Here is a 22,205-nt window from a genome sequence, read left to right as displayed (position 1 = left end):
TCCGTCTCCTGTCGACATACAAACCAGCTCCACCTGCTGTTACGCCTGTGCTCTACGCTCCTTCAAGAATTTCGCCACCAATTCCGCACTGCGTTTGACTGTACGCTTCTGTGTACTGTAGTCGACGTGCACGACACCAAAGCGCCGCTCATAACCGAACGCCCACTCGAAGTTATCCATCAGCGACCACAGAAAATAGCCGCGAATATCCACGCCGGCCTTGATCGCCTGATCGACCGCCGCGAGATGGCGCTTGAGAAACGAGATGCGCTGCGTATCGTCGACGTGGCCGTCGATCACCTTATCGTCCGAGGCCATGCCGTTTTCGGTGATGTAGATCGGCGGCAGGTTGCGATACGTGCGATTGAAACCGATTAGCAGATCGCGCAAGCCATCGGGATGCACCTCCCAGCCCATCTGCGTGCGCTCGACGCCCTCCAGCGGCACGTCCCGGAATCCATGCGCGCCGTCGCTCGCAACATTGGTGCGGAAGTAGTAGTTGATACCCAGGAAGTCGAGCGGCGCGGAAATGGTCTGCATGTCGCCGTCGAGCACCAATGGCTCGGTGCCTGGCCACAACTCGAACAGATCCTGCGGATACGCGCCCTTGAGGAGCGGATCGAGAATCCACGCATTGTGCTGGACTTCGAACAGATGCGCCGCACGCTGATCCGCGGCGCTGTCGCTATTGGCCGTGCCGCGGCCGATGTTGGCGACGATCCCTTTCTGCGAGGCCGGATCGTTGGCGCGCAGGACCGGAATCGCGAGGCCATGCGCGAGCAGCAGATGATGCATCGCCTGCGTCGCAAAGCGTCCGTCGGCGAGGCCCGGTGCGTGATGCCCGTTGCCATAGCCGAGATAGGCCGAACACCACGGCTCGTTGAGCGTCGCCCATGCGTCGACCGTGCCGGCCAGTTCGCGGCTCATCAGGTCGGCGTAGTCGGCGAAGCGGTAAGCGGTGTCGCGATTGAGCCAGCCGCCGCGATCTTCCAGATGCTGCGGCAAGTCCCAGTGATAGAGCGTCACGGAGGTCGTAATGCCCTTCTCTTTCAGGCGGTTCAGGAGCCGCTTGTAGAAATCGAGCCCCTTGCGATTGGGCAAGCCTGCCGCGTCCATGACGCGCGGCCATGCAATCGAGAGCCGATAGCCTTCGAGGCCAAGCGAGGCCAGCAATTCGATGTCTGCTTCCCACCGATGGTAGTGATCGCAGGCAACGGCGCCGGTTTCACCCGCCAGCACCTTGCCGGGCTTGGCCGAGAAGGTGTCCCAGATCGACGGCAGGCGGCCGTCTTCATTCACCGCGCCTTCGATCTGATACGAAGCCGTGGCGGCGCCAAGCAGGAAGTTCTTGCGCCACAGAGACGAGTCCGCAGGCGGGCTGAAGGGATCGGCGAGTGCGCCGTTGGACACGGCTGAGGGGCGTGCGTCGGATACAGCGAATGCGTCGTTTGCCACGGATTCTCCTGCGCTGAGGTCGTTGAACCGTAAGGCGGAAGCTGGAGTGGAAGCGCTTCCACAAGACCTGCGAACGATAGCAGTGTGGGATTCAGCGCAGCAATCAGGGTTTGTCTGGAGGGCTTGCTGGCATGCGCGGCGTTGCGATGCGCCGCGCATGGGAGACGTTTAGAACAACCTGACGACCAACGATAGAAGCGCCAGATGCGGTATGACGGCGACGCCGCTGTGCGCGCCATACAGCGTGCGCAATCGGTGCGGAGCCGCCACCAGCACGGCGAATTTCAGGGCTTGGCTGGCAGATTGAACGCGCCGCGATCATAAGCCTCGCAATACGCCTTCCAATCGGCGTTCATCTGCGCCTCGCACTGCGTCGCGAGTTCGATCATCGGCAATTGCCAATCCTTGCGATTGCCGAACGCGATCAGCTCGTCCGCAATCGACGATTTCTGCCGGCCGCCGCTGCGCAGTTGCCCCCAGGCGCTCAATTGGGCCATGCTGTTGATCACTTCTTCGAGCCGCGGCAGCTTGCCGTCCCAGTCGCTCAGTGCCACGCGGTCTTCCGAAGGCTGCAAGCTGCGCAGCACATACGAGCACTGATTGAAGTCGACCGCGTGCAGGAACGCCTGCGAGACTGCCTGATTGCGCCGCTGAATTTCGACCACACGCTGCGCCTCGCTCTGCCACTTCGGCTGCGGCGTGCGTACATGCGGTGTCACCGAAGAAGGCAGCGCCTCTTTCAGATCGAGCAGATAGTTGCCGTCCGGCGAGCCCTTGCCTTCGACGAGAATCGCGTAGCGGTCCACACCCAGGCTGCCGGTGCCGGCAATCCGGCGCGCCACGTCGATGATGCGATAGAAGTCGGGATTGGGCTGCCCGGCTGCGAACGTGTGCATGAATTCGGTGACGGTGGCGCGCGCCTTGTCGCTAACCGGCAGCGCTTTCTTGCCATCCACTTTGAGCACGCGGGTCTTGCCCTTGAGCGTGGTGCGCCGGTCCAGATGCGCGGCGCGCGTGCGGCTCGCCAATGCGTCGAACAGATCACGCACCATACCGGTCGACGTCTCTGCTTCGATCCAGCGCGATTTGCCAAAGGCAAGCGCCGCGCTATAGGCATCGACCGCGGTGTGGCAGAGCGCGAGTGCCTGCGCGCGGCTCAATTTGAGGTCGCTCGCGCCGACCAGCACGCTCGTGAGGAGCCGCACCAGTTCGTAAAGACTCGGCGCGAGGCAGGCCTCATCGAAATCGTTGTTGTCGAAATAGACGAGGCGGTTGTCGCCCTTGTAGCTGCCGAAATTTTCCACATGCATATCGCCGCAAATCCACACCGGGGGTGCATCGTCGAGCACCTTGTCACGTGGCAGACTTGCGTAAAACAGATGACAGGTACCTCGCAGAAACACAAACGGCGAGCCGCGCATGAGCTTGTATTTCATCGCGAGCCGTTCAGGATCACGACCGGTATTGAAGCTGGCGATGGTCTGCGCGATATCGGACATGTGTTTTCCCTTCATGCAGCGCGTTGTGGTTCAGTACGGGTTCAATGCGAGCGGATCGAATCCACGAGCGCATGGAGATTGAGCGGCTTCACACGAATCACACCGCCGCGCGGGCTGTCGATATCGGCGACCAGCATGAACGACAACGACACGATCAGCGGAACGATCAGCAACAAACCGGCTCCCGCTTTCAAACTGCGTGCGCCATAGCCGACCAGCACATTGGCGCATGCCGCTATCAGCACCATCAGCGCCCACGCCGCTACGGGAATGCGATTCCACCACGCGGCTTGCGTGTAACCCTGGGTATTGAGCACATCGTTCATTCCGGCGACGGCAAGCGCAGCCACCGGTGTGGGCTGTGCGGCCGCGGCATTCTTCACTGTAGTCCACATTGCATCCTGCAGGCGCGCTGTCTCGGCATTGACTTTGGCGAGCTCGCCGACGTCGCGCGTCGTGTAGAACAGCACGCGCTCGTCGAGATAGGTTTTCAGCAAGGCGCGCACGGTCGCCGCATCGGCGGCGGGCAGCAGATCGGCGCGGACGTATTCGGTGCCGATCGCATTCGCCTCTTCTTCCTCGTAGTTCTTGCGTTGATCGTAGCGGCCCACCGCCATCGAAAACGTGAAACCGATGATCAACGCGAGCAGCGTCAGCGTGGCGGCCTGAATTACGCTGAAGTCGTCGCGCGCAGCCTCGTCGATTCTTCTGAATCTGCGCAGCAGCGACGCGCCGATGCGCGCCGCCAGCCACATTGCAACAAATGAAGCGATAAAGACGAGTGCCGGATAATCGAAAATGTTTTGCATGAGCGAGCGTCTTTTTTTATCAGAGTTCAGTTAGCGGGAACGCTTTGAGCGGACATTAAACGTGCATGGCCACTGCATCATAAGAGACGCAGCGCGGATGGGAAAGCGCGGGGGGTGGCAGGTGGACAGGCGCGTGAGCGGCAGCATGCCGACCGTCAGGAGCCTGTCATCAGATAGTAACGTCCGTCCGCAGTGACGTTGAAACCGAAACCGCATTCCGTCAGTGAGCCGTGCGTCGCTACATCGAGCGTCTCCGGTGCCGAGAGCTTGAACTCGATCAGGCATTTGTCGGCGTGTTTGTCCCCCTGCCTGTCATAAGACGCGAGGTTGCTGATCCTCGCGGTGGCATCGAGCGGCGCATCGCCGCCGCCATCGGTCACCGGCACGCGCGCCACGCCGTCGTAGAACCGCACATAGGCTGAGAGGCTACCCATGTTCGCACTCGGTTGACCGTCGGTGCCCACGGTCGGATACATGAAGTCGCCGTCGATCCGATAGACGCCGCGCCGCCCTTTCACCGGCTTCACCTCGATGCTGTTCCACGCGCCGAAAAACATATAACTCGCAAAACGCGCGCCGCTCGGCGGCACACCGTTCACCACCGCTTTGTCCGCAATCGACTCGAGACGCTGACGCGCCGCCGCCACGGCACGGCCAAGCAGCGCGTCATTGGGATAATCGTTGCCGCGGCTTATCGCGGTGCGGTAGTACGCGCGTGCATCCGGCAGCGCGCCCAGCTTCACTTGCACGTCACCCTGATGGACCAGCGCCATCGCCACGCGAGCGCGCGCCGAACTGGTTGCTTTCGGCGAGTTCTCCTCGCCGGCCTGCATGGCGGTGGCCTCAGCAAGCGCGGCCTCCATCTCGACCAGCGTTTGCGCGTCCTTGATGCGCCCCGCTTCGAGCGCGGCCACACCCAACGCCGCGCATGACGCATTCGTGCGGCACGGCACGTCCTTGCCCGCCAGAAGGTTGCGGCGATAAAGTTCGGCGCGCGAGCTGGCGGCGTCCGTCTGCGCCGCGACGAGCGCAGGCATGAGCGCGGCAGTAGCAGCAGAGACCATAACGGCAGCAGCGGTGACGGCGGTTTTGACGTTCATGAGAAAGAGAGGACGGTGGCGGTGACGCATTTCGAACGTGCGCTTCAAGTAGCCGTATGCGCGGCACGTTTGACCCAGGTTGCCACGGACGCTGGCCGTGATGCTGACAGAAAACCGGCGATTGCGCGAACCCTTACGTGATACGCATTTATCCGGCCGCCTACACCCCGGCCTGCGCCCCGAATTTCTTACGATACGCACCCGGGCTTGTCAACGCGATGCGCCGGAAGTGCCGCCGCAGCGATTCTTCGGAACCGAAGCCCGCCAGCTCCGCAACGCGCGCCATCGGCAATGGGAGCGGCGCTTCGAGGAGTTCTCGTGCGATCGCAACGCGTTCGCGCACCAGCCATTCGTAGGGCGCCATGCCAGTGGCATCGTGAAACTGCCGCTGCAGCGTACGTGGACTCATTGCCGCCCGTTCGGCAAGCGAGCGCAGGGTGTGCGGCAACGCGGGATGGTGACGCACCCAGTCCATCAGTTTCGCAAGGCGGCCGCTTTCGTCCTGCGGCATGGGCCTCGGCACGAACTGCGCCTGACCGCCCTCGCGATGCGGCGGTACCACGAGCCGCTGTGCGACCCGGTTGGCTATCGCGCTGCCGTGATCGCGCCGCACCAGATGCAGCAGCATGTCGAGGCCCGCCGCCGATCCCGCCGAAGTGATGATCTGCCCTTCGTCGACATATAACGCATCCGGCTGCACATGCAATTGCGGATAACGCTGCTGCAATTTGTCGGCGTAGCGCCAGTGGGTCGTGACGGTCTTGCCGTCGAGCACTCCCGAAGCTGCCAGCACGAACACACCGGAGCAGATCGAACACAGCCGCGCGCCGCGCTCGTAGGCGGCGCGAATCTTCTTCAGCAGGGGTTCGGGTGGCAACTCGTCAGCGTCGCGCCAGCCGGGGATAACGATCGTGTCGGCGTGATCCAGCAGCTTGAGCGTGTACGGCGCGGCGACGGTGATGCCGCCGGCTGCGCGAATCGGACCGGGTTCGCTCGCGCAGACGGCGAAGCGATACCAGTCCACGCCGAGTTCAGGACGTTCGAGCGCGAACAGTTCGGTCACGCAGCCGAATTCGAACGTACAGAGCCGGTCGTAAGCCAGCGCGACGACAAGATGATTGTGCATGGCGCGATGTTACCGGAGATTGACGATTACGCCACTTACCTGGCGCGTGCGGCGTCGCGACAATGAAGGCTCCAGAATCGCTTCGCCACCCAGCCACGCTCACTCCCCTACCGGAAACCCGCCATGCCGACCAGCCCCACCAGCAATGCCGTCAATGCCGTCCCCGCCGCCGATAGCGCCGCCGCCCTCGCCCACTTCCAGGCGTCGCTGCAATTCGAAACCGATTGCGCCGACGTTCGCGCAGCACTCGCGAGCGGCACGCCCGGCTTCGTGCTGCTCGACGTGCGTAGCCCAGCGCTGTTCGAGCAGGGCCACGTGCCGGGCGCGCTGAACCTGCCGCACGGCAAGATCGTGGCGTCGAAGCTCGCCGGGTACCCGCAAGACACGCTGTTCGTCACCTACTGCGCGGGCCCGCACTGCAATGGCGCCGCGCGCGGCGCACTGCGTCTCGCGCAACTGGGACGGCCCGTCAAATTGATGATCGGCGGCATCACGGGCTGGCTCGCCGAAGGGCTCACCCTTGCACAAACCCCGGCCAGCCGGGAGGCGCTCAACACACATGACTAAGATATTGAAAATCAATTAAATAAACGCCGCGAACTGTCGATAACAGGTTCAGCCGCACCTCTCCCGCGGTTGGACTTAACATGCAGAGCTCATACAATTTTTGGCTGGTCGCAATCTCGTTCGTCGTCGCGGCGCTAGCGTCGTACACGGCGCTCGATCTGACCGGCCGCATCTTCCTGTTGGCCTCGGCACGTCTGCGGCACGCCTGGCGCCTGGGCGGCGCCGCGGCGCTCGGTGTCGGGATCTGGTCGATGCACTTCGTCGCCATGCTCGCCTTCTCGCTGCCGATCCCGCTCGGCTACGACTTCGCGACTACCGCTTATTCACTAGGACTCGCGATCGGTGTCTCGTATCTGGCGCTGGTCGTGACGACCCACGCACGGCTCACGCCGCTTCGGCTCGTGGCCGGCGGTGTGCTGATGGGCCTCGGCATCGCCAGCATGCACTACACCGGCATGGCAGCGATGCAAATGGAGCCGGGCATCCACTATCAGCCGGGCTGGTTCGCCGGCTCGCTTACGATCGCGATCGGTGCGTCGACCGCGGCGTTGTGGATGGCCCGCGCGCTCAGCAACGACGATGACCACCACGTGGTGCGCAAGCGCTTTGGCGCCGCGCTGGTGATGGCCGTCGCGATCAGCGGCATGCATTACGCCGGCATGGCCGCCGCCGGGTTTCCGCTCGGCGCCGTGTGCGGCGCGGCCAGGGGCGTGGACGCCGCGTGGCTCGCCACCTCGGTGATCCTGTTCACGTTCGCGATTCTGATTGTCACGCTGATCCTCTCGCGTTTCGATGCACGCACCAGCTTTCTGATCGGCTCGGTGTCGAAACTGAGCGGTCAGATCGTGCGGCTCGCCACACTCGACACGCTGACGGGCCTGCCCAACCGCAGCACGCTCACCGATCGCATCGACCGCGCAATCCAAAGCGCGCGCCGGCAGCGCTCGCTGTTCGCCATCCTGTTCATGGATCTCGACGGCTTCAAGACCATCAACGATTCGCTCGGCCACTCGGCCGGCGACGAAGTGCTGTCCGCATTCGGACAGCGTCTTCTGCTGTGCGTACGGGCGAGCGATACCGTCGCGCGTCTCGGCGGCGACGAGTTCGTCGTGCTGTCCGAGAACCTGGCTTCGCGCGAAGACGCCGGCACGATGGCCGAAGACGTGCTCGAGCGGATGCGTCAGGGCGTATGGACCGATTCGCAACCTTTGCAGGTAATGCCGAGCATCGGCATCGCGCTCTATCCCTACGACGGCGATACCGTCGACACGCTGCTGAAACATGCCGACGCGGCCATGTACGAAGCCAAGCGCGCGGGCCGCAGCACCTATCGCTTCTTCGAGCAAAGCATGAATGAAGCCGCGACGCGCGCGCTGCAGATTCAACGTGCGCTGCACGAGGCGCTCACCGCCGGACATTTCTCGCTGCATTTCCAGCCGAAGTTCCACGGCAACGGCGACTCACTGGCGGGGGCCGAAGCGCTGATCCGCTTGCATCATCCGCAACTTGGCACGCTGGCGCCGCTCGAGTTCATTCCGCTGGCCGAGCGTTCGGGCCAGATCGTACAGATCGGCTACTGGGTCCTGCGCGAAACCTGCCAGCAGATTCGCCGCTGGGTCGAGCAAGGCCTGCCGTCGATGAAAGTGGCGATCAATCTGTCGCCGCGCCAGTTGTCGCAACCGAAGCTTGTCGCCACGATGCTCGAGATCGTAAAAGCCGAAGGCGTGCAATGCGAACAGATCATGTTCGAAATCACCGAAACCGTCGCGATGCAGGACGCGCCGAAAACCATCGAAATGATCCGCGAATTCCAGGCCAGCGGCTTTGAAATCGCCATCGACGATTTCGGCACCGGCTATTCCAGCCTCGCCTATCTGCAACGCTTTCGCGTCAAGCAGTTAAAGATCGACCGTTTCTTCACCAACGGGCTCGACGAGCATGGTCCGGAAGGCAGCGCAATCGTTTCGGCGATAATCGCGCTCGCGCACTCGCTGGAAATGGACGTGGTGGCCGAAGGCGTTGAAACCAAATCGCAGTTCGACATGCTCAAGTCGATGATGTGTGACGAGATGCAGGGCTTCCTGCTAGGCAAGCCGCTCACCGCCGACGATTTCGGCGAGCTGCTCCGTGAAAGAATGGTGGCCGCCTAAGCATCCGGATTTGAAACTCGCAGGGCTACGCAGTTCGGTTGTTCATCTGGCGCACTCCGCTGCGTGGCCCCGTTTTACCGAAAAGCAGGAACAGGCAGTTTGGGTCCTGGAGATTTCATGAAAATTGATGTAGCGACGTTCCAAACGGTGTGGCTGATCACGTTTCTGTGCAGCGCCCTCATCACGACCGCGCTTTCGCGCATGTTTGCGCACGTCGGCGCCTTTCGCTTCTGGGCGGTGGGCTTTTATCTGCTTGCCACCGCCACGGCATGCTTCGCGTTGCATGCGATCTGGCACACCGATCTGTTGTTGTTTGCCACCGCGACGCTGGCGTTGCAAAGCCGCATTCTGATCTGGGCAGGCACACGCGATCTGTTCGGGGCTTCGGCGCCGTGGCGCGCCGGTCTTGTCGTCACCGCGGTGTTCTCCCTCCTGTATGGAAGCGCGCTGGCATGGGATGCCCCGCTGCTGGTCCGCGCCAGCTTGCTGGCGCTGTTCTTCGCGCCGTGCCGGGCGGCGACGCTGTATGAGGTGTACCGCCGGCGCCGTCCGCAACTCGGACCGGCACGTATGCTCGTGGCGCTGGGTAGCGCTATCGCGACGCTCAATGCCATCGTGCCGCTCGTACTCGTGGCGCTCGACCGCGCCAACATGACGCTGCTGTACGGCAATCCCCGGACCACCTCAGTGGTTTACGCCGTCGTGTTTGCCGGTGATCTGCTGCTGACTGTCGGCCTGATCGTGATGGCTTTGCGCCAACTGATCGTTGAACGCGACATGCTCGCCACACTCGACCGCGGCGCGCTGGAGCGTCTCGCCGAATCACGTGAAATGCGCGGACTGCGCGATTCCCATTCGCCACGCGGCGATATGCTCGGCCACGACGCACCCACGCAACGCCAGTCGCTGCCGGGGACGGTTTGATGCAGAGCGCGGCTGCTTAGCCGGCCTTACGCTCCTCGCGCGCGGTGTCGGCAACCGACACGAGAACCGGTGTTGCCGGAGCGGCTTCACGCTTGGTGAGCTTGCCGTCCACCGAGGCACCGCAATCCATTCGCAACTGCTGGTAGTAGATATTGCCGGTCACATGCGCATTGCTCTGCAACTCGACAAAGTGATCGGCGATCACGTCGCCGACGATCCTGCCATTGACCACCACGTCATAGCCATGCACGTTGCCCTCTATCGAGCCGCGGTCGCTCAATACAAGCAGCGTCTGGCTGTCCGGCGCGCCGCTGACATTGCCCTTGACGTGGCCGTCCATGCGCAGGCCGTCGCTGAACAGGAGGTCGCCCGTGATCCGCACGTCGTGTGCGATGAGGGTGGCGAGCTTGGTCTGCTGGATGCCCGCCTGTTTTTTCTTGCTGAACATAAATATCTCTCGGAAATGAAAATGTTCGTCGCGTGGTGCTTGCCGGGCGACGATCCGGGCGTTGGTTGATCAGTTGCTGCGCTTGCCGCTTTGCAGTGCTGTTTGCATTGGGTCAGTACTGCATACCATGCCGCTCACCCACGGTTAGCGGCGCGGCGCTTCCGTTTGCGCCGGCGGCTTCGTCTTGCTCTGACCGCGCAGGAACTGCAATTCGGCGCTCAATCGCGCGACGTCGGCTGCGGCGCCGTCCGCGGTTTTCTGCACCGCGGCGCGCGCCACCGATTCCTGCGCCAGCGCAAGCCGCGTACGTGCAAGCTCCGTCTCCTCGCTGCCTTCATCGACGGGCGCCACCTTGCATTGGTCAGTCGACGTGCCGGAGTGCTGCGCGTGCCACGCCACAACAGCCGCCGCGCCGCCTGCCGCGCTGAGCGCGCACACCAGAACCCACACCGTCACGCGAAAGGCGAGCGGCCGCGTGGGCTGCAACGTGTAGGCACGATGGGTCAGATTGCCCGCATCGCGGGAAAAACGTCGTTCAACCATGGGGCGTGGGCTCAAATAGCGCAAGGTAGGCAGACGGGTCGACCGGCGCGCCGTTGACCAGCACTTCGAAATGCAAATGTGGTCCGGTTGAGCGGCCAGTCGAGCCGACATCGGCAACATACTGGCGCGGCAGCACCAGATCGCCGACATGCACGACAATGCGCGACGCGTGGCCGTACCGCGTCACGAGGCCGTTGCCGTGATCGATTTCGACCGCGTTGCCATAGCCCGACTTCTCGCCGGCGAAGATCACGCGGCCACCCGCTGCCGCCAGAATCGGCGTACCGGTTTTGGCGACCAGGTCGATGCCCGGGTGAAAACTCAACCGATGCGTGAACGGATCGGTGCGATTGCCGAACGGCGAACCGAAGCGCGCGCCATCGGCGGGCATGCGGCCGGGAAAGGCGGCGTACGCGATTGCGTGGTCAGCGGTTTGTTGCTCGAGCGCGGACAGCGTCGCGGCGATGCAGTCCAATTGTTGGCGTGTGCGCCCGGCATCGGCATGGCCGGCCGGTTGCGGCAGGACATCCGTGCAGCGGCGCGGCGGCAAAGAAGGGCCGCCCTCGCCTTCGCTATCGGTAGCGGATGTGTCGGGCTCGGAGGCGGCGCCCGGCGTAGCCGGCGCGGCGGGCATGACCGGCGCGCGCGGTGCCGGCCGCGGCGTATTTAGACGTGCTTCGAAATCGCGCAACGCGCCGACCTGCATCGTCAGGCGCGCGATGCGCGGTTCGATCTGCGCCATGGATGCGTTCAGCTTGCCGAGTTGATCGATTGCATAGTCGTGCTCGACACGGTTCGCGGCCTGATCGCCTGAGCCGCCGTGCACCGGCCAATGCATGCCGATCGCCATGCCCGCGGCAAGCGCCAGCGTGGCTGCGCCGAACGCCGTGGCAATCGCGATGGTCAGCGCGGTGCGGCGCGTGACGAAGCTGATTGAGCCGCTGGAAAGCTGACTGCCGCCGCGAAACAGGGAGGACATCAACGGCTCCCGGAGCGCGCCATGCGGCCCGTGCAAGGCCACGCACGGGCCGCACAACGCACGTTCAGCGTACTCGGTGTATTGACTGTGCCCCGCGTACTGAGCGAGCTGAAGCGGCACAGGAGATTGGTGGACAAGACTAACTGCATGTGGCATCGACCGGACAAAATACCGGTTGCGATAATGAACAAAGGGCGACGATTATCGCCTGGCATCACGAACCATCATCTCAAATACAGACGGCACTGCGAGACGGCAGATGGCGTGTGCCGGATGCCGGATGCCGGATGCCGCGCATCAGATGCGGTCTGCTAATGCGGCGAGCTTGCCGTGCGCGTTGTGCTCCGATGCGCACGGCAAGGGCATCGGCACTCAAGCGGACAATGCCACCGCCTGCGGCTCGATCCGATCAAGCCCTTCCAATGCCCTGAGCCGCGCGACCAGCGCATCGCCGGCGGGCGTCATCGGCATGCGCAACTCGTCGCGTATCAGGCCTTGCACGGCGAGCAGGGCCTTAACCGGCGCCGGATTCGGTTCGGCGAACAACGTCTGGATCAGCGGTACTAGCGCATGAAAAATGCGTCGTCCTTCGTCGAGCCGGCCCGCGGACAGCGCACGATACAGCGCAACGAACCGTTCCGGCCGCACATGCGCCGAGGCCGCGATCGCCCCACTCCCACCCAGACACAAAGTATTGAGGATATTGATGTCTTCGCCGGCGAGCACCTGCAAGCGGCCGTCGCGAATCAGCGCGAGCGTGGTATCGAGCGAACCGGCGCAATCCTTCACCGCCTGAATCCGCGGATGTGCGGCGAGCGTCAGCAACGTCTCGAGTTCGAGCCGCACACCGGTCCGATAGGGAATGTCGTACAGCACGACGGGCTTGTCGCTCGCATCGGCAAGCGCCATGAAATGCCCGACGATGCCGGCTTGCGAAGGCCGGATGTAATACGGCGCGGCCATCAGCACACCGGCGATCGGCAGTGAATTCAGTTGCCCGATGCGCTCCTTCATGCTCGCTGTGTGATTGCCCGACACGCCGACCAGCACCGGCAGTGCTGGTGCGTCAACTGTGCCGCGGTCGATGGCTTGCGCTTCGTCGAGAATCGTCGCGAGCACGGCGTCCTGTTCGGCGGCGTCGAGCGCGGCCGGCTCGCCGGTCGTGCCGAGCGCGACCAGCCCGGCAATACCCGCGTCGGCATAGCGGCGCACCAGCGTGCGCAGCGCGGCGTGATCCACCTCGCCATCGGCGAACGGCGTGATGAGCGGAACCCAGATACCCGAAAAAATAGACATGTCTTTACCTCGATGACGACCGTATCGATTCCAGTCAGCGGTGCGAGGGAGGAAAAACAGGGAATGCCGCAGGCGGGCGTTGACCGGCTGTTCCGTCGCACATCTGACGGAACAGCGTGCTCCGGTCAGATGAGCGGCTGTTTTTTGGCTTTGGCGCTAACGCTCGCGACATTCGCGCGTGCGACCACGACGCTCGCAAAAACGAGACGTGCAAGGGTTGACGGACGGAGTCGGAGCGTTTGGCCGGGATGCATGAAGCGCAGTGTAACCGCGTCCGGCTTGAGTTTGCAAAGCGGGTTGGCAAACGGGTTTGCCAAACTCGCAAAATTGCTTGACTTCTGCGACAGGGAAACTAATATACGCACCGCGTACATGCCCGGTACGCGACCCACTCCCGACAAGGTGCCCGCATGAGCGTCCCACAACAAGCCTTCCTACGCGACGCGATGCGTCGCCTGAACATGACCCGCGACACGTTCGCGAGCCGCATCGGCGTATCGCGCCGCGCGCTCGACACATGGCTGCTGCCGGACGATTCGCAGGAATCGCGGGCCATGCCGGAGATCGTGGAGCGTTTCGTGTCGGAAATCGTGGTGCATGGCGAGCCGGGCGAAAAGTATACGCAAAGCGTAGACTCGCAGTCGCTTGCGAGCCAGATGCTGTTCGAAGGCAAGCCACAGTTGCTCTCGGTCGATCAGTTCTCGCGCGACTCGGTCGAGGCGCTGTTTCGCGTCGCCGACATCATGCAGCCGATCGCGCGGCGCCGCAAAATCTCCCGCGTGCTCGAAGGCGCGGTGCTCGGCAATCTGTTTTTCGAAGCCAGCACGCGGACTCGCGTGAGCTTCGGCGCGGCATTCTGCCGGCTCGGCGGCTCGGTGTGCGACACCACCGGCTTCACATTTTCGTCAATGGCCAAGGGCGAGTCGATCTACGACACCAGCCGCGTGATGAGCGGCTATGTGGATGCGCTGGTGATCCGTCATCCGGAACAAGGCTCGGTGGCCGAATTCGCGCGCGCGACCAACGTGCCGGTGATCAACGGCGGCGACGGCCCGGGCGAGCATCCGAGCCAGGCGCTGCTCGACCTGTACACGATCCAGCGCGAGTTCTCGCGGCTCGGCAAGATCGTCGACGGTGCGCATATCGCGCTGGTCGGCGACCTGAAATATGGCCGCACGGTGCATTCGCTGGTCAAGCTGCTGGCGCTGTATCGCGGCATCAAGTTCACGCTGATCTCGCCGCCCATGCTCGAAATGCCGAGCTACATCATCGAGCAGATTTCACGCAACGATCATGTGATCGAGCAGACCCATGACCTGCCCGCCGGGCTGCGCGGCGCCGACGTGGTGTACGCCACACGCATCCAGAAAGAGCGCTTCACCGACGAATCGTTCGAAGGCTATACGCCGGATTTCCAGATCAATCAGGCGCTGATGGACAGCGTGTGCGGCGCCGATACGCTGATCATGCACCCGCTGCCGCGTGACAGCCGGCCGGGCGCGAACGATCTGAGCGTCGACCTGAATCACGATTCGCGCCTCGCGATTTTCCGGCAAACCGATAACGGCATTCCGGTGCGGATGGCGATTTTCGCAGTGCTGCTGGGCGTCGAAAAGCTGGTTCAGCACTCGATGCGCGACGCCGCGTGGCGCCCGCCCGTGTATCTCGGTCCAGACGACGCGGTGTTTCACGGCATCGATTGATCAGGATTCAGATGATTGAAAGGCGGCCTTGCGGCTCACCCGCAAGGCCGCTTCGGCATCCGCAACATCGATCTTCAATACACACCGGATTAAATCCGGACTAGACTGGATTCGTCGGAGCCCTCCTCAACCGCAACATCAACAGTGTCAGTCGTCTTTAAAGAAGTCGCTTATTGCAGTGCGTCACGAATCGATTTGATTTCGGATTCACCAACATACGAACTGGACGACTCATCATGGCTGACACGAGTTACATGGCGCGCAAATCCGTCGCGGATATTGTCGCAAGCGCAGAGAGCGGTGAACGGCAACTGTCGAAGTCGCTGGGTGCGCTCAGCATTACGGCGATGGGTATCGGCGCGATCATCGGCGCCGGAATCTTTGTTCTGACCGGCACGGCCGCGGCGCATTATGCGGGGCCGAGCATCATTCTTTCGTTTGTGCTCGGCGGGATCGCCTGCGCCTTTGTCGGACTCTGCTACTCCGAACTGGCTGCCATGCTGCCGGTGTGCGGCAGCAGTTATACCTACACCTATGCCACGCTTGGCGAATTATTCGCGTGGATCATCGGCTGGGATCTGATCCTCGAGTATGCGATGGGCGCGGCGACCGTTGCGGTCGGCTGGTCGGGCTATATCGTGAGCCTGTTGCACAACGTCGGGATTAACATTCCGCCCACCATGGCGGCTGCGCCCGGCACCACGGTAACGCTTGCCGATGGCAGCACGGTGGCCGGGATCGTCAATTTGCCGGCGGTCTTCATTATTGCCGTGCTGACCACCTTGCTCGTGCTCGGCACCAAGGAGTCGGCGCGGCTCAATAACATCATGGTGGCGATCAAACTGACCGTGGTGCTGGCGTTCATCGTTATCGGCGCCTTCTTTGTGCATCCGGCCAACTGGCATCCGTTCATTCCGCAAAATACCGGCGAATTCGGCAATTTCGGCGCGAGCGGCATTCTCCGCGGTTCGGCCGTCGTATTCTTCGCTTTCATCGGCTTCGATGCGGTGTCCACCGCGGCCCAGGAGGCACGCAAGCCGCAGATCGACATGCCGATCGGCATTCTGGGCTCGCTGGTGGTCTGTACCGTGCTCTACATCGCGGTCGCGGGCGTGCTGACCGGACTCGTTCCGTATGCCGAGCTCAACGTGCCGGACCCGATCGCGAAAGGTGTCGATGCGATCGGCGTCACCTGGTTTTCCGTGCTCATCAAGATCGGCGCGCTGACCGGCTTAACGACCGTGATACTCGTGCTGCTGTATGGCCAGAGCCGCATCTTCTTCACGATGTCACAGGATGGCCTCCTGCCGCACCTGTTCGCGCGCGTCCACCCGCGTCTGCAAACACCCCATCTGAGCCAGATGATGATCGGCGCCATCGTCGCGATTGTGGCCGCGTTCACACCGATCAACGTGCTAGGCGAGATGGTCAGCATCGGCACCCTGTTCGCGTTCATTCTCGTCTGCGGCGCCGTGATCTATCTGCGCCGCAGCGACGCGGGCGCCTCCAGGCCATTCCGCGCGCCGGGCGTGCCGGTGATCCCGATCCTCGGCATTCTGTTTTGCCTGCTGCTGATGGCCGGGCTGCCGCTCGTCACGTGGCTACGGCTCGTTGTCTGGCTCGTGATCGGGCTCGTCATCTATGGGATCTACGGCCGCAATCATTCGCGCCTTCGCCATCCGGAACGGGCTCCCGAGTGAGATCCCAATGCGTCGTGCTCAACCCCACGCTCGTGGGACTGGCCTTCCACGACCGTGCATTGCAGACCCGACATGCGGCCGGCAGCGTCGATGGCCGCTTCGAGCTGGGCGAACGGATACGACTTCAACTCGACCGCCTCGAGCAGAACCTGTCCGGACGTCACGAGCGAAACCAGCGCGAGATAATCGGCGCGCGTGTACATGAAGTGGCCGATCAATTCCCAGTTGTTCAGCAACATCTCCCTGTACGGAATCGGCAAGTCCACTTGCATGCTGCCCATCAGCACGAGCCGCCCGCCGCGTCACGGCTCGAAAGCGGCGAAATCGACCTGCTGCTAGGTTCCGACCGGATGATTCCGCCGTCGATGAAAGCCCGCAAGCTCTACGACGAGCATTTCGTGTTCGTGCAGCGCAAGGGCCACCTGTGCGGCACTGCGCCACTCGATCTCGACACCTACTGCGCGCTCGACCACGTACTCGTGTCGACCAGCGGCGGCAGCTTTCACGGCTTCATGGATGAGCATCTCGACGAACTCGGCCGCGAGCGACGCGTCGCGCTGTCGGTCCAGCACTTCACACTGGTGCCTGACCTGTTGTCGAACACTGACTATGTTTCGACACTGCCGTCGCGCTTCGCGGCCCGCTACGTCGATCGGCTCGATATCTTCGCGCTGCCGTTCGACGCGCGCGGCTTCACGTTGTACGCGGGATGGCATCCGCGTAACCAGGCCAATCCGGCGCTGGTGTGGCTGCGGGAGACGCTGGCCGGGTTGGCGGCACAGTAAGAAATCAAGGCGGATACAGTCCGCCCTTCAATCAGAAGCGGCGCATCACGTACAACAAAAGCCACTCGCGCGACGAACGCAAATTCGTCGCCATGTCTCCGCAGACGCCAAACCTACATCTTCCCCACCCATCTTCGCCGATCACCCTACCAACTTCATACGGTGGCTCATGTTTTAAATCTCACATTCTGAATTTTTATGATGAGAACGCTTCTCAATTACAAGCATATTGCATAGAATGCTCGCCGAAAACACTTTGTAATAAATATGGAATGTACGGGTAAGGAATGCATTGCTCACCCGGCCACCAGCACTCAACGATGGGGATAAAAATGAAGTTGCGGTCCGACGAACCGAAGCTCGGCAAAATCAGCACGACCCTGTGCGGCATGTTGGCGGCCGGTCCCGCTCTCGCGCAGGGCACGGCCGTCACGGCGCCGCCCGACAAGGAGAGCCAGCTTGCGCCGATCGCCGTACAAGGCCAGGCGGACGAGGGCTTCAAGACCGATCATTCGGCCTCGGTCAAATTCACCGCGCCGCTGGTCGATACGCCGAAGTCCGTGACCGTGATTCCGCAGGAGTTGATCAGGAGCACCGGTGCGTCGACGCTGACCGAAGCGCTGCGCACGGTGCCGGGCATTACCTTCGGTGCCGGCGAAGGCGGCAATCCGCTCGGCGACCGGCCCTTCATTCGCGGCTACGACGCGCAGGGCAGCACCTTCGTCGACGGCATGCGTGACATCGGCGCGACCACCCGTGAAGTGTTCAATATCGAAAGCGTCGAGGTGACCAAGGGTTCGGACGGCGTCTATGGCGGCCGCGGCGGCGCGGGCGGCAGCATCAACCTGATCACCAAGACCCCGCATCTGGGTAATTCCGCCGACGGCAGCGCGGGCCTCGGCACCGACCGCTACCGCCGCTTCACCGCGGACGGCAACTGGCAAATGGCCGATCACGCGGCGTTCCGCCTGAACGTGATGAGCCACAACAACGACGTGGCCGGCCGCGACGCAGTCAACAACGAGCGCTGGGGCATCGCGCCGTCGTTCACCTACGGCCTCGGCACGCCGACCCGCGTCACGGCGAGCTACTACCATCTCTCGACCGACGACCTGCCCGACAGTGGTATTCCGTACTTCTACACGACCACCAACAAGCCGGCCAACGTCGACACGATCTATCCGGCCAACGTGGATCGTCACAACTTTTACGGCCTGATCGACCGCGATTTCCGCAAGACGACCTCGGACGTCGGCACGGTGCGCATCGAACACGACATCAACAGCAACCTGACGATCCGCAACACCACGCGTTATACGAAGTCCACTCAGGACTACATCTGGACCCAGCCGGACGACAGCCAGGGCAACGTCGTCAACGGTATGGTGTGGCGCCGCGCGAATACGCGTGCCAGCGACGTCTACAGCCTCGCGAACCAGACCGAACTGTTCGGCGAGTTCAGGACCGGGTTCCTGAAGCACAGCTTCACCACCGGCCTCGAACTGTCGCGCGAAACCAGCGTGAACGATTCGTACGCCGTGGCTGCGGCCACCGGCGCGATCTGCAAAACCAGGGGCATCGGCGCGGCGTCGGGTTATAACTGCACCAGCCTGTGGTCGCCGAATCCGAACGATCCGTGGGCCGGTTCGGTTAGTAAAGCGAATGATCCGAGCGAGCAGCGCACCACTACCAAATCGCTGTACGCATTCGATACGATCGAACTCACGAAACGTTGGCAGGCCAACGTCGGATTGCGCGTCGACGATTACTCGACCGATTTCCGCAACACGGTTGCCAACGGCGGCAAGCGCACCTCGCGCGACGACACGCTGTTCAACTACCAGTTCGGCCTCGTCTTCAAACCGGCTTCCAATGGCAGCGTGTATGCATCGATCGCGACGTCGTCGACGCCGGCCGGCGCCCTGCTCGGCCAGGGCAGCGAAACGCAATCGCTAACGCCGGGCCGTGGCGGTGTCGGTGCGAACGCGGATCAGCTTGCGCCGGAAAAGAACCGCAGCGTCGAACTCGGCACCAAGTGGAATGTGCTGAATAACCACCTCTCGCTGACGGGCGCGCTGTTCCAGATCGACACGACCAACGCCCGCGTCACGCTGCCGAACAACGAATACGCGATGGTCGGCAACAAGCGCGTACAAGGTTTCGAATTCGGCGTGGCCGGGCAATTGACGAACAAGTGGCAGGTGTTCGGCGGTTACACGTATATGAAGAGCCAGTTGCGCGACAACGGCAAGACCACCTCGGACAACGGCCATCAGTTCCCGAACACGCCGAAGAACAGCATCAGCCTGTGGACCAACTACGACGTACTGCCGAAGTTCACGATCGGCGGCGGCGCGTTCTACATGTCGCAGGTGTACGGCGACACGGCGAATCTGCGTGCGGTGCCCTCGTACTGGCGCTTCGACGGCATGGCGTCGTACCGGATCAACAAGAAGGTCGATCTGCAACTGAACGTGCAGAACATCTTCAACCGGACGTACTACGATCAGGCCTATCCCGCGCACTACGCGTCGATCGCAGCCGGCCGTTCCGCCTTTCTGACGCTCAACGCGCATTACTAGGCACGGCATGATGGAACAGGTGACGCTGAAGGCGCTGGCGAGCGTGTCGCATGACGAGCTCGCCGCGATTCTCTCCGGGCCGCCCGCTCAGGCCGCCGCGTGGGTAGCGGCGGCCGCGCATAACGGCATCGTCGAAGCGCAGGCGGTATATGGCCAGTATCTGCTCGACGGTCACGGCGTGGAACGCAATGCTGAAGAAGCGGTGACGTGGTTCAAGCACGCGGCCCGGCGGGATCATCCGATGGCGATGAACATGCTGGGCCGATGCTACGAACACGGCTGGGGAACCATCGCGTGCGCGCCAGTGGCAGTCTACTGGTACCGGCTCGCGACGCAGGCGGGACTCGATTGGGGCATGTATAACTATGCGTCCGCATTGGCGCTCGGCAATGGTCTGGAGTGCGATCGCGCGCAGGCGCTGCAATGGTTCCGGCGCGCCGCCGAAATGGGTCACGTGAAGTCGCTCAACTTTATCGGCAGCTTTTACGAGGACGGCTGGGAAGTCGATGCCGACCTAAGCATCGCGCTCGACTATTACCATCGCGCGGCAGTGGGCGGTGACTTCCGCGGCCAGTTCAACTATGCGCGGCTACTGGCCGGTCGCGGTGAGATCGAAGCCGCGCTGACATGGTTGCGGCGTGTGCCGCACACGGCAACAACCGCGTTCGTTGCGAAGATGCAGGCGTGGCTTGCCGCTTCGCCGGTCAGCGCATTTCGTGCGCTTGCTGAAGGCATCCATGCAGATATGCGTGCGGACATCACATGATGCTGCATCTGCAAGGCGTACTCAGCAAACAACAGGTCGCGCAATGCCGCGAAATCCTCGACGCGGCCCAATGGATCGACGGCAATGCGACTTCCGGCGCACAGTCCGCGCAGGCCAAGCGCAACCAGCAGTTGCCCGAAGACTCCCCCGCCGCGCGCGCGGTGGGCGATGCGATTCAGGACGCACTCGGCTGCAATCCGCGTTTCTTTTCCGCCGCATTGCCGCTGAAAGTCTTTCCACCGCTATTTAACCGCTACGCAGGCGGCGACGGTTTCGGCACGCATGTGGACAACGCGATCCGCCAGTTGCGTGGCACCGACTTCCGTATCCGCAGCGATCTATCGGCCACGCTATTTCTCGCTGAGCCGGATACCTACGACGGCGGCGAACTCTGCGTCGAAGACACCTACGGCGTGCATCGCTCAAAGCTGCCGGCCGGCGACATGGTGCTCTACCCCGCTTCGAGCCTGCATCACGTGAGTCCCGTCACGCGTGGGGTGCGGGTCGCGTCTTTCTTCTGGATCCAGAGCATGGTGCGCGACGACGGCGAACGCGCCATGCTGTTTCAACTCGACAACGACGTGCAACGTCTGGCTGCCGAAAAAGGTTCGAACGACGCAACCGTAGCAAGTCTCACCGGCATCTATCACAATCTGCTGCGCCGCTGGGCCGACGCCTGATTGAGCGGACTCCTCGTCCCGCACAAAACAGTCTTTCTTTTTGCACCCAGAAAGAAGGCACGTCCGTGTATTTACTTTCCAGTTAGTTAAGCGCAACGTGCGGGGTTGATGCGCGACACTGCATTTTTAGCGGCGCTTCCACGCTTCGATCCGGTTCACCATGGCTCACTAGCGGGTTATGGCGGAAGCAACTGCGCCGCGCCGACATACCGTCGCATTCGCGACGGCACCGAAATTGCTGAGTGATGAGTTAGACCGCGACGCTTCGGTTACCCGCACGTCGGATAGCCGCATCTCGCCAGCCTGCATTGACCTTTCAATGGAGCCAGCAGACCGTCATGTCCACGAAAAACAAACGTCAGGATTCGGGCGACGCGCCCACCGTCACGCCACCCCAACCGTCACGCCGCCGCTTTCTGCAATCGGCCGCCGCGGCTGCCACAGTCGGCGTGGCGCCGCATCTGCGCGCGCAAACACAAACCCCGTCCGCGCCGCCGGCCGCCGAAGTCCATGCACCTGTGCCGGCCCGCCCGGTCACGCTGACCGTCAACGGCCGCGCTTACACGCTGCAACTCGAGCCGCGCGTGACCTTGCTCGATGCGCTGCGCGAATACGCGGGCCTGATGGGTACGAAGAAAGGCTGTGACCGTGGACAATGCGGCGCATGCACGGTGATCGCCGACGGCCGCCGCATCAATTCCTGCCTGACGCTCGCCGTGATGCATGAAGGCGAGACCATCACGACGGTTGAAGGACTCGCCAGCAACGGCGTGCTGAGTCCGATGCAACGAGCCTTCATCGAACACGATGCGTTCCAGTGCGGCTACTGTACGCCCGGGCAGTTGTGTTCCGCGACTGCCCTGCTCAACGAATTCCGTAACGGCACGGCCAGCACCGTGACCGCCGATGTCCGCAGCCGTCCGCCGCAACTTTCCGACGACGAGATCCGCGAACGCATGAGCGGCAACATCTGCCGCTGCGGTGCGTACGCGAATATCGTCGCGGCGGTGCGCGCCGTGCATGAGGGCAGCGGGCAGAACAGCGCAAGCGCCAGCCGCAACAGCGGCGATAACAGCGTCAACGCCTGACGGAG

At 62.8% G+C, this 22,205-nt stretch carries 20 protein-coding genes; 10 read left to right on the top strand and 10 right to left on the bottom strand.

Features of this window, described 5'->3' with window-relative positions:
• Window positions 1-39 precede the first annotated feature (39 nt).
• The 5 genes from ACUN0E_RS10805 to ftrA form a co-directional block, all read right to left on the bottom strand.
• Window positions 40-1,455 carry a GH1 family beta-glucosidase gene (locus ACUN0E_RS10805; RefSeq protein WP_445566556.1) on the bottom strand — a complete coding sequence of 472 codons (1,416 nt, stop codon included), beginning with the start codon at window positions 1,453-1,455 and terminating at the stop codon, window positions 40-42.
• A gap of 284 nt (window positions 1,456-1,739) precedes the next feature.
• The gene (locus tag ACUN0E_RS10800) at window positions 1,740-2,954 is read right to left on the bottom strand and encodes a DUF2252 domain-containing protein (protein ID WP_408485470.1); all 1,215 of its coding nucleotides are present in this window, start codon (window positions 2,952-2,954) and stop codon (window positions 1,740-1,742) included.
• Window positions 2,955-2,995: 41 nt separating this feature from the next.
• Window positions 2,996-3,763 carry a bestrophin-like domain gene (locus ACUN0E_RS10795; RefSeq protein WP_408339907.1) on the bottom strand — a complete coding sequence of 256 codons (768 nt, stop codon included), beginning with the start codon at window positions 3,761-3,763 and terminating at the stop codon, window positions 2,996-2,998.
• A gap of 155 nt (window positions 3,764-3,918) precedes the next feature.
• Window positions 3,919-4,863 carry a hypothetical protein gene (locus tag ACUN0E_RS10790; protein ID WP_408508228.1) on the bottom strand — a complete coding sequence of 315 codons (945 nt, stop codon included), beginning with the start codon at window positions 4,861-4,863 and terminating at the stop codon, window positions 3,919-3,921.
• 160 nt (window positions 4,864-5,023) lie between these two features.
• Window positions 5,024-5,989 carry a transcriptional regulator FtrA gene (gene ftrA, locus ACUN0E_RS10785; protein WP_445566555.1) on the bottom strand — a complete coding sequence of 322 codons (966 nt, stop codon included), beginning with the start codon at window positions 5,987-5,989 and terminating at the stop codon, window positions 5,024-5,026.
• Window positions 5,990-6,112: 123 nt separating this feature from the next.
• Here ftrA and ACUN0E_RS10780 point away from each other — a divergent pair, with 123 nt between their 5' ends.
• The 3 genes from ACUN0E_RS10780 to ACUN0E_RS10770 all read left to right on the top strand — a co-directional run bounded on the left by ACUN0E_RS10780 (window position 6,113) and on the right by ACUN0E_RS10770 (window position 9,630).
• Window positions 6,113-6,556: a rhodanese-like domain-containing protein gene (locus tag ACUN0E_RS10780; protein WP_445566554.1), complete on the top strand. Its 444-nt coding sequence runs from the start codon at window positions 6,113-6,115 to the stop codon at window positions 6,554-6,556.
• A gap of 80 nt (window positions 6,557-6,636) precedes the next feature.
• On the top strand, window positions 6,637-8,706 hold the full coding sequence (locus tag ACUN0E_RS10775) for a putative bifunctional diguanylate cyclase/phosphodiesterase (protein WP_445566553.1): 2,070 nt from the start codon (window positions 6,637-6,639) through the stop codon (window positions 8,704-8,706).
• 117 nt (window positions 8,707-8,823) lie between these two features.
• The gene (locus ACUN0E_RS10770) at window positions 8,824-9,630 is read left to right on the top strand and encodes a hypothetical protein (protein ID WP_408237163.1); all 807 of its coding nucleotides are present in this window, start codon (window positions 8,824-8,826) and stop codon (window positions 9,628-9,630) included.
• A gap of 16 nt (window positions 9,631-9,646) precedes the next feature.
• Here the strand turns inward: ACUN0E_RS10770 and ACUN0E_RS10765 are convergent, their stop codons facing one another.
• The 4 genes from ACUN0E_RS10765 to dapA all read right to left on the bottom strand — a co-directional run bounded on the left by ACUN0E_RS10765 (window position 9,647) and on the right by dapA (window position 12,896).
• Window positions 9,647-10,078: a bactofilin family protein gene (locus ACUN0E_RS10765; RefSeq protein ID WP_408237166.1), complete on the bottom strand. Its 432-nt coding sequence runs from the start codon at window positions 10,076-10,078 to the stop codon at window positions 9,647-9,649.
• Between the two features lie 144 nt (window positions 10,079-10,222).
• The gene (locus tag ACUN0E_RS10760; RefSeq protein WP_445566552.1) at window positions 10,223-10,621 is read right to left on the bottom strand and encodes a hypothetical protein; all 399 of its coding nucleotides are present in this window, start codon (window positions 10,619-10,621) and stop codon (window positions 10,223-10,225) included.
• On the bottom strand, window positions 10,614-11,600 hold the full coding sequence (locus ACUN0E_RS10755; protein WP_445566551.1) for a M23 family metallopeptidase: 987 nt from the start codon (window positions 11,598-11,600) through the stop codon (window positions 10,614-10,616). The genes ACUN0E_RS10760 and ACUN0E_RS10755 overlap by 8 nt, the downstream gene beginning before the upstream one ends.
• A 372-nt stretch (window positions 11,601-11,972) precedes the next feature.
• Window positions 11,973-12,896, bottom strand: coding sequence for a 4-hydroxy-tetrahydrodipicolinate synthase (dapA, locus tag ACUN0E_RS10750; protein WP_445566550.1), 924 nt, complete (start codon window positions 12,894-12,896; stop codon window positions 11,973-11,975).
• A gap of 410 nt (window positions 12,897-13,306) precedes the next feature.
• On the opposite strand from dapA, the gene ACUN0E_RS10745 reads away from it, so the two are divergent.
• Together ACUN0E_RS10745 and ACUN0E_RS10740 are read left to right on the top strand one after the other, a co-directional pair.
• Entirely contained in the window at window positions 13,307-14,599 is a 1,293-nt protein-coding gene (locus ACUN0E_RS10745; RefSeq protein ID WP_408237178.1) for an aspartate carbamoyltransferase, read from the top strand.
• A gap of 236 nt (window positions 14,600-14,835) precedes the next feature.
• Window positions 14,836-16,299, top strand: a complete 1,464-nt coding sequence (locus ACUN0E_RS10740; RefSeq protein WP_445566549.1) for an amino acid permease — start codon at window positions 14,836-14,838, stop codon at window positions 16,297-16,299.
• Here ACUN0E_RS10740 and ACUN0E_RS10735 read toward each other — a convergent pair.
• The gene (locus tag ACUN0E_RS10735; RefSeq protein ID WP_445566548.1) at window positions 16,260-16,571 is read right to left on the bottom strand and encodes a hypothetical protein; all 312 of its coding nucleotides are present in this window, start codon (window positions 16,569-16,571) and stop codon (window positions 16,260-16,262) included. The two genes, ACUN0E_RS10740 and ACUN0E_RS10735, sit on opposite strands and share 40 nt — an antisense overlap.
• Between ACUN0E_RS10735 and ACUN0E_RS10730 the strand changes: the two genes are divergently transcribed.
• From ACUN0E_RS10730 to ACUN0E_RS10710, 5 genes are all read left to right on the top strand, one after another.
• A complete protein-coding gene (locus ACUN0E_RS10730) occupies window positions 16,566-17,084 on the top strand; it encodes a LysR substrate-binding domain-containing protein (protein WP_445566547.1) in 519 nt (172 codons plus the stop codon). The genes ACUN0E_RS10735 and ACUN0E_RS10730 overlap by 6 nt on opposite strands.
• A 332-nt stretch (window positions 17,085-17,416) precedes the next feature.
• Entirely contained in the window at window positions 17,417-19,666 is a 2,250-nt protein-coding gene (locus ACUN0E_RS10725; RefSeq protein ID WP_445566546.1) for a TonB-dependent receptor, read from the top strand.
• A gap of 10 nt (window positions 19,667-19,676) precedes the next feature.
• Window positions 19,677-20,432: a tetratricopeptide repeat protein gene (locus tag ACUN0E_RS10720; RefSeq protein ID WP_445570417.1), complete on the top strand. Its 756-nt coding sequence runs from the start codon at window positions 19,677-19,679 to the stop codon at window positions 20,430-20,432.
• Window positions 20,429-21,112 carry a Fe2+-dependent dioxygenase gene (locus tag ACUN0E_RS10715; RefSeq protein WP_445566545.1) on the top strand — a complete coding sequence of 228 codons (684 nt, stop codon included), beginning with the start codon at window positions 20,429-20,431 and terminating at the stop codon, window positions 21,110-21,112. The genes ACUN0E_RS10720 and ACUN0E_RS10715 overlap by 4 nt, the downstream gene beginning before the upstream one ends.
• A 338-nt stretch (window positions 21,113-21,450) precedes the next feature.
• Entirely contained in the window at window positions 21,451-22,200 is a 750-nt protein-coding gene (locus ACUN0E_RS10710; protein WP_445566544.1) for a 2Fe-2S iron-sulfur cluster-binding protein, read from the top strand.
• The last annotated feature ends 5 nt before the right edge of the window (window positions 22,201-22,205 follow it).

This window comes from Paraburkholderia sp. D1E, assembly GCF_052682275.1.
This window is presented reverse-complemented; position numbering and strand designations above follow the sequence as displayed.